The 14527-nt window shown below is 69.7% G+C and carries 11 protein-coding genes and 1 pseudogene; 8 read left to right on the forward strand and 4 right to left on the reverse strand.

Annotated features, from left to right (window positions below; all coding sequences use genetic code 11):
* Positions 1-98 precede the first annotated feature (98 nt).
* Together ACGFIV_RS04315 and ACGFIV_RS04320 are read right to left on the reverse strand one after the other, a co-directional pair.
* Positions 99-731 (reverse strand): hypothetical protein, encoded by a 633-nt coding sequence (locus ACGFIV_RS04315; protein ID WP_392831813.1) that lies wholly within the window; start codon positions 729-731, stop codon positions 99-101.
* 109 nt (positions 732-840) lie between these two features.
* The gene (locus ACGFIV_RS04320) at positions 841-2607 is read right to left on the reverse strand and encodes an LVIVD repeat-containing protein (RefSeq protein ID WP_392831816.1); all 1767 of its coding nucleotides are present in this window, start codon (positions 2605-2607) and stop codon (positions 841-843) included.
* Between the two features lie 453 nt (positions 2608-3060).
* Here ACGFIV_RS04320 and ACGFIV_RS04325 point away from each other — a divergent pair, with 453 nt between their 5' ends.
* The 6 genes from ACGFIV_RS04325 (at position 3061) to ACGFIV_RS04350 (ending at position 6942) form a co-directional block, all read left to right on the forward strand.
* The gene (locus ACGFIV_RS04325) at positions 3061-3576 is read left to right on the forward strand and encodes a DUF305 domain-containing protein (protein WP_392831819.1); all 516 of its coding nucleotides are present in this window, start codon (positions 3061-3063) and stop codon (positions 3574-3576) included.
* Positions 3577-3738: 162 nt separating this feature from the next.
* Positions 3739-4374, forward strand: a complete 636-nt coding sequence (locus ACGFIV_RS04330) for a hypothetical protein (RefSeq protein ID WP_392831821.1) — start codon at positions 3739-3741, stop codon at positions 4372-4374.
* Positions 4375-4662: 288 nt separating this feature from the next.
* Positions 4663-5856 (forward strand): multiprotein-bridging factor 1 family protein, encoded by a 1194-nt coding sequence (locus ACGFIV_RS04335; RefSeq protein ID WP_392832066.1) that lies wholly within the window; start codon positions 4663-4665, stop codon positions 5854-5856.
* Positions 5857-5939: 83 nt separating this feature from the next.
* Complete coding sequence (locus ACGFIV_RS04340; RefSeq protein ID WP_392831823.1) at positions 5940-6422, forward strand: hypothetical protein; 483 nt, start codon at positions 5940-5942, stop codon at positions 6420-6422.
* Positions 6419-6736, forward strand: coding sequence for a hypothetical protein (locus ACGFIV_RS04345; RefSeq protein WP_392831826.1), 318 nt, complete (start codon positions 6419-6421; stop codon positions 6734-6736). Before ACGFIV_RS04340 ends, ACGFIV_RS04345 begins: the two co-directional genes overlap by 4 nt.
* A gap of 65 nt (positions 6737-6801) precedes the next feature.
* Positions 6802-6942, forward strand: a complete 141-nt coding sequence (locus tag ACGFIV_RS04350) for a hypothetical protein (RefSeq protein ID WP_392831829.1) — start codon at positions 6802-6804, stop codon at positions 6940-6942.
* 121 nt (positions 6943-7063) lie between these two features.
* Here ACGFIV_RS04350 and ACGFIV_RS04355 read toward each other — a convergent pair whose 3' ends face one another.
* The gene (locus ACGFIV_RS04355) at positions 7064-8596 is read right to left on the reverse strand and encodes an AAA family ATPase (RefSeq protein ID WP_392831832.1); all 1533 of its coding nucleotides are present in this window, start codon (positions 8594-8596) and stop codon (positions 7064-7066) included.
* A 65-nt stretch (positions 8597-8661) separates the two neighbouring features.
* On the reverse strand, positions 8662-8799 hold the full coding sequence (locus ACGFIV_RS04360) for a hypothetical protein (protein WP_392831834.1): 138 nt from the start codon (positions 8797-8799) through the stop codon (positions 8662-8664).
* Positions 8800-9215: 416 nt separating this feature from the next.
* On the opposite strand from ACGFIV_RS04360, the gene ACGFIV_RS04365 reads away from it, so the two are divergent.
* Positions 9216-10706 carry a hypothetical protein gene (locus ACGFIV_RS04365; RefSeq protein WP_392831837.1) on the forward strand — a complete coding sequence of 497 codons (1491 nt, stop codon included), beginning with the start codon at positions 9216-9218 and terminating at the stop codon, positions 10704-10706.
* A 3-nt stretch (positions 10707-10709) separates the two neighbouring features.
* Positions 10710-13607: pseudogene (locus ACGFIV_RS04370) on the forward strand (DEAD/DEAH box helicase); the annotation flags it as partial.
* Positions 13608-14527 lie beyond the last annotated feature (920 nt).

Raw genomic sequence — 14527 nt, forward strand, 5'->3', positions numbered from 1 at the left:
GCGTCGGTGGGTGTGGGCGTATGTGCCCCGACTTCCTCGTCACGACGACGGTGAACGCGGTCTCGCCACAGCGGGCGGAAAAGTGTTCTCCCGTCGGCTCAGGACTGGTTGAACAGCGAGAGCGTCAGGGCGGAGTGGTATTCCCCGGCGGCGACGTCGACCGGGGTTCGCAGTGCGAGGTCGGCGTTGACCTTGTGGGTGCCGATCTCTTCGGCGGAGTTCGCGGTGGACACGAGGAGTTCTTGGCCCTGTAGGCCTACGGCGGGTGCTCCGGTGCCGTCGGAGACGACGCTGGAGATGGGTTCGCCGGCTTCGACGGCTCCGGTGGTGGAGCCGGTGAGCAGGTGGGGGGCCCATCCGAGGTATTCGGGGCCGATGGTCTTGGCCGGGTCGCCGGTGGCGACGAGTTGGCTGGATTGGCCGACGACGGCCCAGAAGTTTCCTGCGGGGATCTCGTCGGGGAGGCGGGTGTCGGTGACGGTGACGGTGGGCAGGGTGCCGGTGAACTGGCGGGCGGCGGCGTTGGAGCCGTTCTCGGTGAGGGTGACGCCGTTGTTGTCGGCGACGGTCATGGAGACCTGGCCGGGGACGCGGAGGGGTTCGATCGTCACCGACACCTCGATCCCGTCGGTGTCGGGGTCGCCGTCCGCCATCGCGGGACCGGCCACGCCGGCCAGGGCGAGGGCGAGCACGGATGTGGCGAGTATCTGGGTGGTCCTACTGCTTTTCATATGATTGCTCCACTTATGGGGGGCGGGGCCGGCCGACACCGTCGGCCGACCGGCCCCGGTTCAACTAAGCGGCGTCCCCGGCGCGTACACCGTGGTCACCGCCGGCCGGTCAGCCGCAGCTGATCGCGGTGTAGGCGGAGTCGAGCGACGAGGTGACCTGCTTGCCACTGACCGTCGCGGTGCCCGTCACGTTCACCGTGCCGGCGGCGAGCTGCTTGGCGCGGGTGTTGAAGGACTGGTACGCCTGCTTGCCCGGGGCGACGTCGGCCACGGTCTTGGAACCGTAGGGGGTCGACAGCGTCACGTTCGCCGGCACGGTGCCGTCGTTGACGGCCGTGACCGCCACGTACGCCGACGTGCCCACGCAACGGGCCTGGGCGGTGACGGCCAGCGAGAGGCCAGGGGTCAGCTGCGGCTGGTTCTGCGCGTTGAACCTGTCGAGCTTCACGGCCGCCGCCGCGTTGATCTCGGCCTGGCTGAGGAACTGGCTCGGCGTCAGCTTGAAGGCGTCGAAACCACGAGCGATCTCGTTACCGTAGATGTGGCCGTTGTACCAGTAGACGGACCAGTAGCCGCCGGTGACCAGCGAGGTCCCACTGACCGGGCCACGGTCGAAGAACGCGATCTCCTTCGGGTTGCTGGAGTCGGTGAAGTCGAACACCGACAGGCCTCCCTGGTACCAGGCCTGGACCATGACGTCGCGACCGGGGATCGGGACCAGCGACCCGTTGTGCGCGACACAGTTCTCCATCGTCGTCTGCGGCGCCGGCAGCTTGTAGTAGCTCCGGAAGACGAGCTTGCCGTTGACGATGTCGTAGATCGAGTTCGCGCCCCATGACGGCAGGTCGGTGCTCCTGCAGCGCGCGCCGGAGCCGCCGCCCCACTCGTCGGTGAAGACGACCTTCGTACCGTCGTTGTTGAAGGTGGCGGAGTGCCAGTACGCGTAGTTGGGGTCGGAGACCGCGTCGAGCCGCTTCGGGTTCGTCGGGTCGGAGATGTCGATCAGGATGCCGTTACCAGCACAGGCGCCGGCGGCCAGACCGATCTCCGGGTACGACGTGATGTCGTGGCACTGGTTGGTGACCGGCGACGGCGACCAGTTCGAGCCGGACGGGTGCTGCGGAGTGGGCGGGGTGTTCTGCAGGCCGTTGATCGCGCCGGTCGCCGGGTCGGTGAAGATCCGGGGCTGGTTCACGATCGCCGCGTTCTGCGGCGCGGCCAGCGGCACCCGGATGACGTCGATCCGCCACAGCGAGGTGGCAGGGTCGGTCGCCGCCGTGTTGGCGCAGCCCGCGAGCTCCTGGCCGGAGCGAACGCTGGAGGTACCGGAGACGTAGACGTAGACGTTCTCCGGCTCGTTCTTGCTGGTCACCAGCGAGTGGGTGTGCGAGCCGCGGCAGGTCTGCACCGCCGCCACCTGCACCGGGTGGCTGATGTCGCTGATGTCGAAGACACGGACACCACGGAACCGGTCAGGGTTGACCGTACCGGAGGCTCCCTGCGTGCCACAGTCGATCCGGCCGCGGGTCTCCTCCACCGACATGAACAGCAGGTTCCCGTACACCGACAGGTCGCCCTGCCCGCCGGGGCAGACCACCGACGTCTTCAGGACGGGGTTGCCGCCCGAGGAGATGTCGTAGATGTTGAAACCGTTATAGTTTCCGGAGAACGCGTAGTTTCCGCTGAAGGCCAGGTCGGAGTTGAGGTACGAGCCGTTGCCTGGGTTGGAGGCGACGTAGAAGCCCTCTGGCCTGTCCCGGTGCGCGGTCATTTCCAGTCCGCTGATGGCCTGCTGTGCGTCCAGCCATCCGGCGCCGAGACCGACCCGGGGGTCGGTGTCGGCCGCCGCGGAGGTCGCGGCTGGCAGCAGCCCCATGAGCAACGCGCTTGCAGCGATGATCCCGAGCTTTTGTAGTCTGGCACGTCCCCCACGTGCCGAACGGCTACTTCTCACGGGCCGTTTCCCTTCTTTCGGGTATCTCCCCCCTAGTTGATCTATCGCGAACGGCGAGCCGGGATCTGGCCGGTGCCCTCTTGTGACGCCAGCTGGGGGGAGATCCGCTTTGGTGTTACACGCGAACTGTAACGGAAGCGACCTTGATGTTCTATACCATGACATATTTACTGTTCGGGATGTATTCCACCCAGCAAGGTGAAACGGGTCCAAAGTATGATTTCGCCGCCTCAACTGCGCTATCTAGGCATGTTTATGCTGGTCACGGGCGTAATCGCCGGATGCGCCACGGAGACGCCCAAGGCGCCGACCGCTCAAGTGATCGTTCAACCGGGGGCTCCTGGCGACCCCGGGCAGACACTCCCCGCTACCTCGGTGTCACCGATCGCTGACGTTCCGTTCATCGCGGCGGACGTGCTCTTCATGCAGGGCATGATCCCGCACCACGCCCAGGCGCTGCGGATGGCCGACCTCGTGCCCTCCCACAGCACGAACCGGGACATCACTTTGATCGCCAAGCGGATCCGGGCCTCCCAGGAGGACGAGATCGCGCTGATGCGACGCTGGCTCGGGGACCGCGGCCAGACGGTACCGGGCGCGAACCACGATCACTCCGGCGCGGGCGGGGAGCTCATGCCCGGAATGCTGACCGAGGAGCAGTTCGCCGACCTGAAGAAGTCCAGCGGCACGGACTTCGACCGGGCCTTCGTGCAGGACATGATCGCCCATCACATGGGCGCGCTCCAGATGGTCGAGAAACTGTTCGACAGCGCCGGCGGCCAGGAGACGGAGATCTTCACCTACGCCTCCCACGTCGAGGCCGACCAGCGCATCGAGATCGACCGCATGCAAAAGCTCCTGGCCCAACTGGGCGGCCCCGCCGCTAACTGACCCTGTGGATGCCGACGATGCCATCCGGGCAGGTCGACGACTTGCCCGGCTCCACCTGACGTTCGCCTTGAGCGGGAGGGTCGATGATCGGCTGTGTCTCTCCGGCCGGCCTCGCGCGGAAAACTCCTTTGCCTGGACTCACGCGGCAGGTGAAACTGCGGCGTGCACTCCTATGAGCAAGCCAAGCAGGTCGTCGACGAGCTGAGAGGCCGGATTCACACGGCGTTGCGCGACGGGGGCCCCGATGCCGAAGATGTCGTCGAACTGGCCTGCCTGCTGGAGGAATGGGGCATGCGCACTCCTGCTACGCGGGAACTCCTTGAACGCCCCACCGCCCAGTTGACAGCGAAAGACCTGATCCGGCTGGGCGAGGGCCTCCTCCGCGACACCGGCTTCGAGCCGACCTTCGCGCTCGAACCGAGTCTGTGGACGGCGCTGGAGCGGGCGCTGGAGATGGTGGAGCGCGACGTTCAGGCCACGGGGATCACCGGGACGCTCCGGCTGGTCATCCCCGACTGGGACGTCAGCGGTCAGGCATGGGTGGAGTTCCAGGGCGTGCACCACGGCAACGGCATTCGGCCTAGCGCGGGAAGCGACCCTCAATGGGCGCTCGCGAGCGTCGCCGACGCCACCCAAGAAGTGATCATGGAGATGATCTGGGGGGTCTGGCCGGTCTGCTCCGCGCACGGTCTGGGCCTGCGCGCTGAGCTGGAACATGAGACGGCCGTTTGGCGATGCGCGGGCGCTGGAACGCATACCGTCGCGCCGGTCGGTGAACTGCCTCCCGAACGCCGTTAGCAGTCCAAGAGCACCGGCTCACAGCCTGCGCCCGGCGGCAGGCCCCTACGGCTACGTCTACCTGGAGGTATACGTCTTTAGCGTCTGGCGCTAGCTTGATCTTCCGGCCGTCAGCCGACTCCACAGTCGGCCGGCGGCCACCGGTATCTGCCGGAGCGAAGCCGAGCCGGAATCCGTACGGGTGGCGACATGAGCCCAGACCCCTCGCATGAAGAAAGCCCCGCGCTCTAGCCTGAAGTTATCGAGGCTTCAGGAAGGTCAGGGCTTATGAGCGACGGTAGCACGACCATGAGTTTCGGCGATCGACTTCGATTCCACCGGGAACGGGCAGGGATGAGCCGAACCGTTCTTGGCGAGTTGTGCGGTCGCTCCGCGGAGTGGGTCAAGGCGATCGAGCGCGGCCGGCTGCTCATGCCGCGGATGCCGCTCCTGCTTCGTCTCTCCGAGATTCTCCAGATCGACGATCTCGCCAAGTTGACCGGTGAGCAGAAGCTGAACGCGTCGACCTACACCAAGCACCGGCACGAGAAGGTCGCACAAGTCGCGCGGGCTCTGGCCACCTACCCGCTCGCCGCTCCGGACCGCGAACCGCTGGCAGCCGGCGAGCTCGCCGCCAACGTCGCCCAGGCGTGGATGGTCTGGCACGGCTCGCCCCACCAGCGGACCGCCATCGCCACCGTGCTGCCCCGCCTCCTCGAGGACGCTCGCGCCGCCGTACGGCAGCTCGACGGTAACGACCGCCGACGAGCGCAGACCTCGCTCGCGCAGATCTACCACCTGGCCCAGCTCTACCTGTCCTTCCAGCCGATGCCCGAGCTGGTACTCCTCACCGGAGACCGGGCGATGCAGGCCGCCCAGGACGCCGACGACCCACACGCGATGGCCGCTGCGGCCTGGTATCTCAACCACGTGTTCCGGGATGCCGGCGAGCAGGCCGAGGCGCGCATCGACCTCGCCCACCAGGCCACGCGCCTGCTTCGTCCCGAGGACAGTGAGCAGGACCGGCAGCTCTGGGGCCTGCAGCATCTCGCCATGGCCCTGTCGTACGCCAAGACCGGCCGCAGGGGTGACGCCGAGCGTCATTGGGACCGGGCCGACAGAGCCGCCCGGTCGCTCGACGGGCACCATCCATGGCTGCTGTTCGGCCGGGCCATGGTGGACGCCTACTCGGTGACCATGTACGCCGATCTCACCGACGGGTACGAGGCGACCCGGCAGGCCGACCGCCTCAGCCTGGACATGCCGTCAGCGACCAGGCGATCGTTCCACCTGATCGAGATGGCCCGCGCCTACCACCTGAAGCGGGAACCGCTCGCCATGGTGCACCTGCTCGGCAAGGCGTACAAGGTCAGCCCGGACACGATCTCCTACAACCTGTTCACCCGATCTGCGGTGCAGGAGTTGATGGCCAGCGGCAACAGGACAGTGCGGGATGATGCGCGCGCACTCGCGCGCAAGCTGCAGCTGCCATCTGTCGCGTAATCGGACGGGTACAGAATGTACCTGCGACGGTGGGGGGACGAGCTTTACCCCTCACGGGGAATCGAGCCGCTTACGGTCCTGGCATGGCTCTGGACTCACTCGTTGAACGTCGCCATGACCTCCCGGAATGGCGAGCGTTTCGCAGCAGCGCCGGCCGATGGTGGGCCACCCGGGAACAGCCGTACGGCGAAGCCGCCGAGAAGGCCGGTGCCTGGCGCACGGTCGACGGCGATGACGAGCTCGCGCTAGCCCGAGCCATCGCGGAGCAGGAGAGCATCGCATACCTGGCGTGTCCACCTGTGCCCGAGCAACTGGCCGTGCTGGTGGAGCGGCAGCTCGTCGTGCTGGGTCAGATGTACCCGGCGTGGCGGATCGAGCGCCTCACCGACGCTTACGGCGTCCCTGCCGGGTGGCGGGGCACCAGGGACATTCCCCTGACGCCAGCCGAGTCGGCGGCGGGCCTGGTCCCCGTTGTGGAGGCGGTGGACGCGCCCGCGCTGTTGATGTGGCTCTCCGCACAGGACGAGATCGCCCACCAGACCAGGTACGCGACGGGCGAGCCGTGACCGCGCACGCGTTGAGCCAGGACGCCGCGGACCACGGTTACCACGTCCCCCGTTGGGCAGGCGCAGCCCCGGTCGAGTTCGTCGAGTGGTACCCCGCCTCCTTTCCCGAGCAGCGCGCACGGGCACAGGAATGGACGTGCGAGCACTGCCTGCGGACGTTCTACCTGATGCACGGCGGCGGGCACGCGTGGATACGGCGGCGGGTGCGAGCCGACGTACGCAGCAAGCGGGTCACGACCACGGACACCGAGCGCATGAGCTACGCCGACGCGCGGCGGCTGTGGCAGCGGATCGTGCTGGGCCGGGCCCGATAGACGCGCGGCGGGCCTGAGCCATGGAGGGCGGGGCCCGCCGCGTCATTCCACGAAGGAGATACCAAATGCCGGACATCAGCATGGGCCGGCTGGCCATGGTCGCGGTCGCGTGGGCCCTGGTAGGGGTCGCATGGCTGCTCGACTCCGGGCACTTCCCGATCATCGGAAAGCGGTACCGGGCCTGGGTCTACGACGATGACGAGTGATCTGGCGTCCCAGCCCGGTCCGCGCCGCGACCCGCCCTGGGGTGATCGGCGTCTCGCTCGCTGTCCTCTCCTGCCCGATAGGAGACCGCATGACAGCACATTCACGCAGCCACGACACCCCTCACACACGCAGGACGGTGACCCGGCGGCCGGACGGGGTGGTCGCCTGCTCGAAGCCGCCGCGTTCCTTCCAGGGTGACGCTTCGGGGCGGCGGTCGAAGATGACCAGGACGCCGGTGGGCAAGGTCAGCCGGTCGAGGTAGCGGTCGAGCTGGGCCAGACCTTCGGGCTTCGGGTCGTCTGCGCCGGGTCGCCACACCTTCAGTTCCATGGCCTCGCGTTGCATCTGCCGTCCACCGTCGGGGCCGCTGTACGGCCAGCGAACGAGCACGTCCAGGCGTTTGGTGCCGGCGGCGTATTCACGGTCGAGGTAGCCGCCGCCGTTGACCAGGCGGTGCAGGAAGGCCATGAGGATGATCTGACAGGCGGCCTCGTGGTATCCCTCCTGCTGGATGAGGACTTCGCCGTGTTCGCGCCAGAACACGACGAACTCCTCCAGTAGGCGTGGCAGGTCGAACCGGCCGTCGGGGAGCACGAAGCTGTGCGGGTCGGCGTGTATGTTCTGTTCCGTCAGGTCGCCCAGCACGCGCAGGATGACCTCCCGGTAGATCGGGTTGGCCACCTGTGGCGGAGGTTTCTGCGTGATCAGGCCCAGATCACGGGCGTAGGACAGGTCGTCGGAGTTGCTGCGGTCGGTGTAGGGGCCACCCGCCACGATCGGTTCCATCACCCGCTTGACCCGGGGCTCGTGCAGCCGGGCCGCCAGGGAGTCCAGGTGGGTGGCGCGTGCCCGGATCAGCCGCTCTTTCGCGTCCTCCGCCTGCCCGTCGCGGATCGTCCCGGTCACCCCCATCTTGAAGGTGATCTCGTGGGCGAGGGCGTTGACCAGCCAGGGTTGTCCCTGGGTCAGCTCGAAGATCCGGTCCACCGCGTCCTTGGTGAACTCCTGGCCGGTCGCCTGCGTGTGCTGGTCGTACAGCTCGGAGATCTGGTCAGTGGTGAAGTCGCCCAGGCGCAGTGAGTCAGCGAGGATGTTGAACGGGCTGGCCGGGCTGAACCGTGCGGGGTCGCCGCCCGAGGCGACCTTGTAGTCGCGCAAGTCGCGCAACCCGCACAGCACCACCGACGCAGGGAACGGATAGCCATCTGGCCGTATGTTGTGACCGTCGCGGAGCTGGCTGAGGATGCTGATCAGGCTGGCCCCCTGCAGGGCGTCGATCTCGTCGAGGAACAGCACCACCCGGCGCGGGCAGCGGCGGCACCACGCGCTCAGCGCCTCACCGAACTGGGTGCGCACCGGGTTCTGCGGCCAGGGGTCCGGCGGCAGCAGTTCCTCGGGCCATCCCGACAAGTCGGCGGCCCTGCGCAGGGACTTCAGCAGAATCGTCTCCGCGGCGCCGATGTCGTCGCCGGCCGTCCCGGCGCGCTCACAGGAGAACGACAGAGCAGCGATGTCGCCCTCGGCGGTCAGGTCGGAGGCAAGGGTGCGCAGCATAGTCGTCTTCCCGGTCTGCCGCGGCGCGTGCAACACGAAATAGCGGTCCATCTCGATGAGCGCCCGCGCCTCGGGAAGCCGTGGTGTGGAGGGAAGCATGTAGTGGAGCTGCGGATCGCAGGGACCGGTGGTATTGAAATATCTTGCTCGGGGTGGTGGCATGATCACATTCTGCCACCACCCCGAGCTGAGGACCCGAAGATCCTCAGGCATGCCTCGGCCGGCTCCTCGTCGGTGAAAGGTCCGTACTGCTCCCGGCGCGGCAGGTCGGCGCGCAGGAACCACATGACCAACACCCGCATGGCTGCGTTGTCGCAGCTCAGGGCGGGTTTCCTGCTGGTACAGGGGGTAGGGCGGGTGGGACTTGAACCCACGACCGACGGATTATGAGTGCCCTTGATCGCTGCCGCCTAATGCCGCGGCGTGCCGCTTTCTGCGAATCTGTCCGCATTTATCCGTGCGGGTACGCCGACTCGTGACGGTGCCTGCCGGGCCGTACCGCTCACACGCGAGCAACCAGCGAGCACCCATGCGTCCTTGACCCGCCGCCTGACCGGCACGACCACCCCACCTGGGGCTGCTTGCCGGCACCGGGGCTGTCAGCGTAGCCCGGTGCCGGCGCCGACATCCGCTGTGGACATCCTGCGGCTGCGCGGGCTCACCCTTCCCACTAGGCTGAATCGGAACATCTCCTGACGCCACAGGTGCTTAACGTCCCATGTCCGGTGCCCGAACGTTTGACGCGTCGGCCCTGCTCGACCTGTTTGAACGGTCGTGGGCCGGGGAGTTGCGGCGGGTGTCGCTGGTAGCCGAGGCCGGCCTGACGGGGGAGGCGATCGACGCGGCGGCGGAGGCGCTGGGGGAGGCGTGCCGGCGGCTCGGTCATCGGGATCTTGTCGCCCGCTGGCCCGCGTGTGTCGCGGTGTGTGTGGCCGGGGTGGCCGCCCGCCACGGCGAGGAGGACGGCTTCTGGCCGCGCTGGTGGGCGGCCGCGCGCCGCCGGGGCAGCCCGGCCAGGTGGGGCGCGACGTTTCTGGAGGCGCTGCGGACCCTCGGTCTGCCCGCCGAGGCGGACGTCAAGCGTTCAATCATGATGCACGCTGGTCACGGGAGCGTGCCGGAGGTTTCTCCCCCGCTTCACCTCGACCCGTTCGGGGAGGGGATCCGGCGCGGTGCGGCGGTCCTGGCCCATCCGGAAGAGGAGACTCTGCTCGTCTTCGACGAGGACGGACGGCATCTGCCCGGGGAACTGCTTCAGGACGCGGTCTGGGTTGCCCATCCCGGCGACCGCGAGCTTGTCGCCGACGTCCCGATCCGGGTCATCGCGGAGAGTTTCCTGCCGATCGGCTGGGAAGGCTGGCGGCTGACGCAGATCTCGCTGGAGGGCGTGGGCTGGCTCGCCCTGGCGGACGGCCCGCAGCGGACGATCCGCGGGCGGGCCCGACCTCGCCTGCTGACGGTGGGGCCGGTGCCGGGAATGGCCGGGCCGGGCGGCTTCCCGGTGCTGGCCGTGGCTCCCGCGCTGCGACTGCCGGAGGGAACCTGGCAGGTGACGGTGGGACCGGCCGGCGCTGCGGCGGTGTCGGCCGACCCCGCGGACCTGTGGGCCGGGTCTCCCCGGCCGCTCCTCGGCACCTTCACCGTCACCGTACGGGGTGCGAGCGGCCGGGCCGTGCGTGAGACCGTCACCGTCGCCGAGGGACTCTCGGTGCGCTATGACCCTCCGGTCCGGGTCTTCGACGATGACGGTCTCGAACCCGCGGACGCCCTGTTCGGCACGGCGCCCGGCCTCACGGTGGCGCCGCAGGCGCTCGCCTTCGCCGGGGCGGAGATCACGCGCGGGATCACCTGCGTGGCGGGTGACCGCGTCCTGGCCTTGAACGTCACCCCGCCGCACATGCGGGTGCTGGCCGGTCAGGAGTGGCGTACGGCCCCGCTCCGGCTGACCCCGGAGGAACTCGGGTGGCTGGGGTTCGAGATCCCGGGCGTACGGGAACGGCTGCCCGTCCAGGTGCGCGCCGACGGAATGCTCGTCCAGGAGTTGACCCCGCACGCGCGCGGCGACTATCTCCTGCGGCGCGCGCTCGACACCGTGGCCGCACACGGGCAGGTTGTCCTGACGGTCCGCGCCCACGGGCGCGTTGTCCCGCTCGCGATGATTTCTCCTTCACCGCAAACTCCCCCTGACCCATGGCTCTGCCACGATTGACCCATGGATCCCCTCGCCACCAGCGCGCTCGTCACCGGCACGTATCGGCGCTATCTCCGGTCCCTGCTGCCGGTACGCGACCCGGCGGTCGCGCAGGCGCTGGCCGCGGAGATCTCCGCCAGCCCGCTGCTGAGCAAGGGCCCGCTGCTTGAGGCGACCCCGCCGTACCGGACCGGCGCGACCCTGCGCGAGCTGATCGGCCAGGGCGTGCTCGATCCCGCGTTCGCCGCACTGGGCGGGCCCGCGCTTCCCCTGGACCGGCCGCTGTACGCGCATCAGGAGCAGGCGTTGCGCAAGGCCGCCGCCGGCCGGAACCTGGTGATCGCCACCGGCACCGGCTCGGGCAAGACGGAGAGCTTCCTGCTGCCGATCCTGTCCGCGCTCGTCGCCGAGGGGCGGCTGTGCCCGGGGGTGCGGGCGCTGTTGCTGTATCCGATGAACGCCCTCGCCAACGACCAGGTGAAACGCCTCCGCGACCTGCTGTCGGCCGTGCCGCAGATCACCTTCGGCCGTTACACGGGCGACACGCCGGAGCGGGCCCAGCAGGGGGAGGCCCTGTTCGAGGAGCTCAATCCCGACCGGCCCAGGCTGCCGAACGAGCTGCTGAGCCGGGAGGAGATGCGGGCGGCTCCCCCGCATCTGCTGCTCACCAACTACGCGATGCTGGAGTACCTACTGCTCCGCCCGGCGGACCTGGAGCTTTTCGAGCCCGCGGGCCGGTGGCGGTTCGTGGTCCTGGACGAGGCCCATGTCTACGACGGCGCCAGGGCCGAGGAACTCGGCATGCTGCTGCGCCGCCTGCACGACCGGGTGGCCGGGGGCCGTACGTTGCAGGCCATCGCCACCAGCGCGACGGTGGGCGACGAACCGGGCGCGGTCATGGACTTCGCGGCCAAGCTGTTCGACGTGCCCTTCGAATGGGTTCCCGGCGACCCGGCCCGCCAGGACCTGGTGACCGCCGCGCGGGTGGGGATGCCGTCCGGGCCGTTCTGGGGGCCGCTGTCCGCGGCGGACTACCGGAAGCTGGCAGTGAGCGAGGACCCCTGCGGCGAGCTGGTCCGCCGCTCCGGCCTGCCCGACGCGGGGGCGGCGCTGGCCCGCGAGCACGCCATGGCCACCCTGCGCGGCGCCCTCTCCGGGGGCCCGCGGCCCTTCGCCGAGCTGGCCCGGCTGGTCTTCGGCGGCCAGGCCGGGCCGGAGGACGGCCTCGCCGCGCTGGTGGCGCTCGGCGGGAAGGTACGCGATGCCGGGGGAAGCGCGGTCCTGTCGGCCCGCTACCACCTGTTCGCCCGCGCCACCGAGGGTGCGTTCGCCTGCCTGGCCGGGCCGCATGTGATGCTGGGCCGCCACGAGACCTGCCCCACCTGTGCCGGGGCGGTCTTCGAGCTCGGCGCCTGCAAGAGATGCGGGGCGGTTCACCTGATCGGCGCGGTGGAGACGTCCGGCGCCGGTCAGCGGTTCAGTCCGCGTGTGAGCAGGGCGGACTCCCGGGTATGGCTGCTGCTCGGCGACGCGCCCGCGATGACCGATGAGGACGACGAGACCTTGGAGGACCTGCCGGAGACCGAGGCGCAGGAGGCGTACCTGTGCGGCCGGTGCGGGGCACTTCATCCGGTACGGCGGAGCCGGTGCGGCCAGGACGGCTGCGGCGAGACCCAGCTTCGCCCGGTACGACGGCTGAAGACGCGGGCCAGCTCGCCCAGCGGTTGCCTGGCCTGTGGGGCACGCGGCGCCGGCATGATCCGCCAGTTCGAGAGCGGCAACGAGGCGGCGGCGGCGGTCCTGGCCACCGCCCTCTACCAGGCGCTGCCGCCGGCCCCCGAGTTCACGGACCGGCCCGGGGGCGGCCGCAAGCTGCTGACCTTCAGCGACAGCCGCCAGGCGGCCGCGTACTTCGCGCCGTACCTGGAATCCTCCTACGCCCAGATCCAGCAGCGGCGGCTGATCCTCGGCGGCTTGCGCCGGGCGTCCGACGGGGACGCCGCGACCGTGGACGACCTGGTGCACGAAGTGGTCTCGGCGGCGGGGCAGGCCGGGGTGTTCGACCGCCGGGCCTCCCGCCAGCAGCGCGCCCGCACGGTGGCGCTGTGGGTGATGCGGGAACTGGTCGCCATGGACGAACGCCAGTCCCTGGAGGGCCTCGGGCTGCTCCGGGTGGAGCTGGACCGCGAGCCCGGCTGGCGGCTGCCCGCGCCCCTGCTGGAGCTGGGCCTGACCGCGGATGAGTGCTGGCTGCTCCTGGGCGAGCTGGCCCGCTCCCTGCGGCAGCAGGGCGCGCTGACCATGCCTGAGCAGGTCGATCCGCGTGACGAACTGTTCGACCCCCGTCGGGGGCCCATCCACGTGCGGCGGGACGGCGCGGAGCCGAAGCTGAAGGTGCTCAGCTGGCTGCCCACCCGCGGGGTCAACCGGCGGCTTGACTATCTGCGCAGGGTGCTGGCCGCCGTCGGCTCGGAGGCGGACGCGCGGCAGGTCCTGGACGGGTGCTGGCGGCTGCTCACCTCGCTGCGGGACGGCTGGCTGAACGCGGTCGCGCTGCCGAAACTCGGCCAGGTCCACCAGCTCGACCACACCTGGCTGAAACTGTCCGCTGCTGGGGAGATCCACCGGTGCGGCCTGTGCCGGCGGGTCAGCGCGGCCTCGGTGCGCGGGGTCTGCCCGACGCTCGGCTGCCAGGGCACGCTGGTCCCGGCCGAGCCGGACCCGGCGGACCACCACGCGGTGCTCTACCAGACGATGACGCCGGTGCCGCTCCTGGCCAAGGAGCACACCGCCCAGTGGACCGGGCTTGAGGCGGCCGGCATCCAGCAGCGGTTCCTGCGCGGCGAGGTCAACGTCCTGTCCTGCTCGACCACTTTCGAGCTGGGCGTGGACGTGGGTGAGCTGCAGGCGGTGATGCTCCGCAACATGCCGCCGACCACGGCCAACTACATCCAGCGGGCCGGGCGGGCGGGGCGGCGCGCGGACTCGGCGGCCCTGGTGCTGACCTACGCCCAGCGGCGCTCGCACGACCTGTCCAGATACCAGGAGCCGGAGACGATGATCGCCGGGCAGGTACGGGCGCCGTACGTGCCGCTCGGCAATGAACGCATCGACCGGCGGCACGCCCATTCCATGGCCCTGGCCGCCTATTTCCGGCACGCCAGGGAAACCTCGGGCACGGTCTGGAAGACGGCGGGGGACTTCTTCCTGTCCGGTGCGAGCGCCCGGGTCGCGGATTTCCTCACTCCGGTGCCCGCCGACGTGCTCGCCTCGCTGCGCCGGGTGCTGCCGGTCTCGGTGCAGGCCGAGCTCGGGCTGGCGACCGGCGCCTGGGTGACCCGGCTGTGCGCGCTGCTCGACCAGGTCGGGCAGGAGCTCGTACAGGACGTCGAGGGGTTCGAGGAACGCCGCAGGGAGGCCTTCGACAGCCGCCGCAGCGACCTGGCCGCCCGCTATGAGCGGACGGTCAACACGCTCACCCGCCGCTCCCTGATCGGCTACCTGGCGAACCGGAACGTGCTCCCCAAGTACGGCTTCCCCGTGGACAGTGTGGAACTGCGCACCGCGCACTGTGACAGCCAGGTGGGGGCACGGCTGGAACTCAGCCGCGACCTGTCCTCGGCCATCTACGAGTACGCGCCGGGCGCCGAGCTGGTGGCGGGCGGAGTGCTCTGGCGGTCGGCGGGCGTCTACCGGCTGCCGGGGCGGGAACTGATCAGCAGGCACTACACCGTCTGCCGGACCTGCCAGCACTACCGTGAGGGCGACGAGACGCTGACGGGCGCCTGCCCCGCCTGCGGCAGCGCGCCCGAGGGAGCGCTGCGCCAGTACTACGTGCC

The organism is Sphaerisporangium sp. NPDC049003, from assembly GCF_043197795.1.
Classification (GTDB): Bacteria; Actinomycetota; Actinomycetes; order Streptosporangiales; family Streptosporangiaceae; genus Sphaerisporangium.

Coding starts and splice junctions, on each gene's coding strand:
- ACGFIV_RS04335 (WP_392832066.1), top strand. CDS start 4,663: ATGAGTTTCGGCGATCGACTTCGATTCCACCGGGAACGGGCAGGGATG.
- ACGFIV_RS04365 (WP_392831837.1), top strand. CDS start 9,216: ATGTCCGGTGCCCGAACGTTTGACGCGTCGGCCCTGCTCGACCTGTTT.
- ACGFIV_RS04320 (WP_392831816.1), bottom strand. CDS start 2,607: ATGGGGCTGCTGCCAGCCGCGACCTCCGCGGCGGCCGACACCGACCCC.
- ACGFIV_RS04360 (WP_392831834.1), bottom strand. CDS start 8,799: ATGCGGGTGTTGGTCATGTGGTTCCTGCGCGCCGACCTGCCGCGCCGG.
- ACGFIV_RS04355 (WP_392831832.1), bottom strand. CDS start 8,596: ATGCTTCCCTCCACACCACGGCTTCCCGAGGCGCGGGCGCTCATCGAG.
- ACGFIV_RS04315 (WP_392831813.1), bottom strand. CDS start 731: ATGAAAAGCAGTAGGACCACCCAGATACTCGCCACATCCGTGCTCGCC.
- ACGFIV_RS04340 (WP_392831823.1), top strand. CDS start 5,940: ATGGCTCTGGACTCACTCGTTGAACGTCGCCATGACCTCCCGGAATGG.
- ACGFIV_RS04350 (WP_392831829.1), top strand. CDS start 6,802: ATGCCGGACATCAGCATGGGCCGGCTGGCCATGGTCGCGGTCGCGTGG.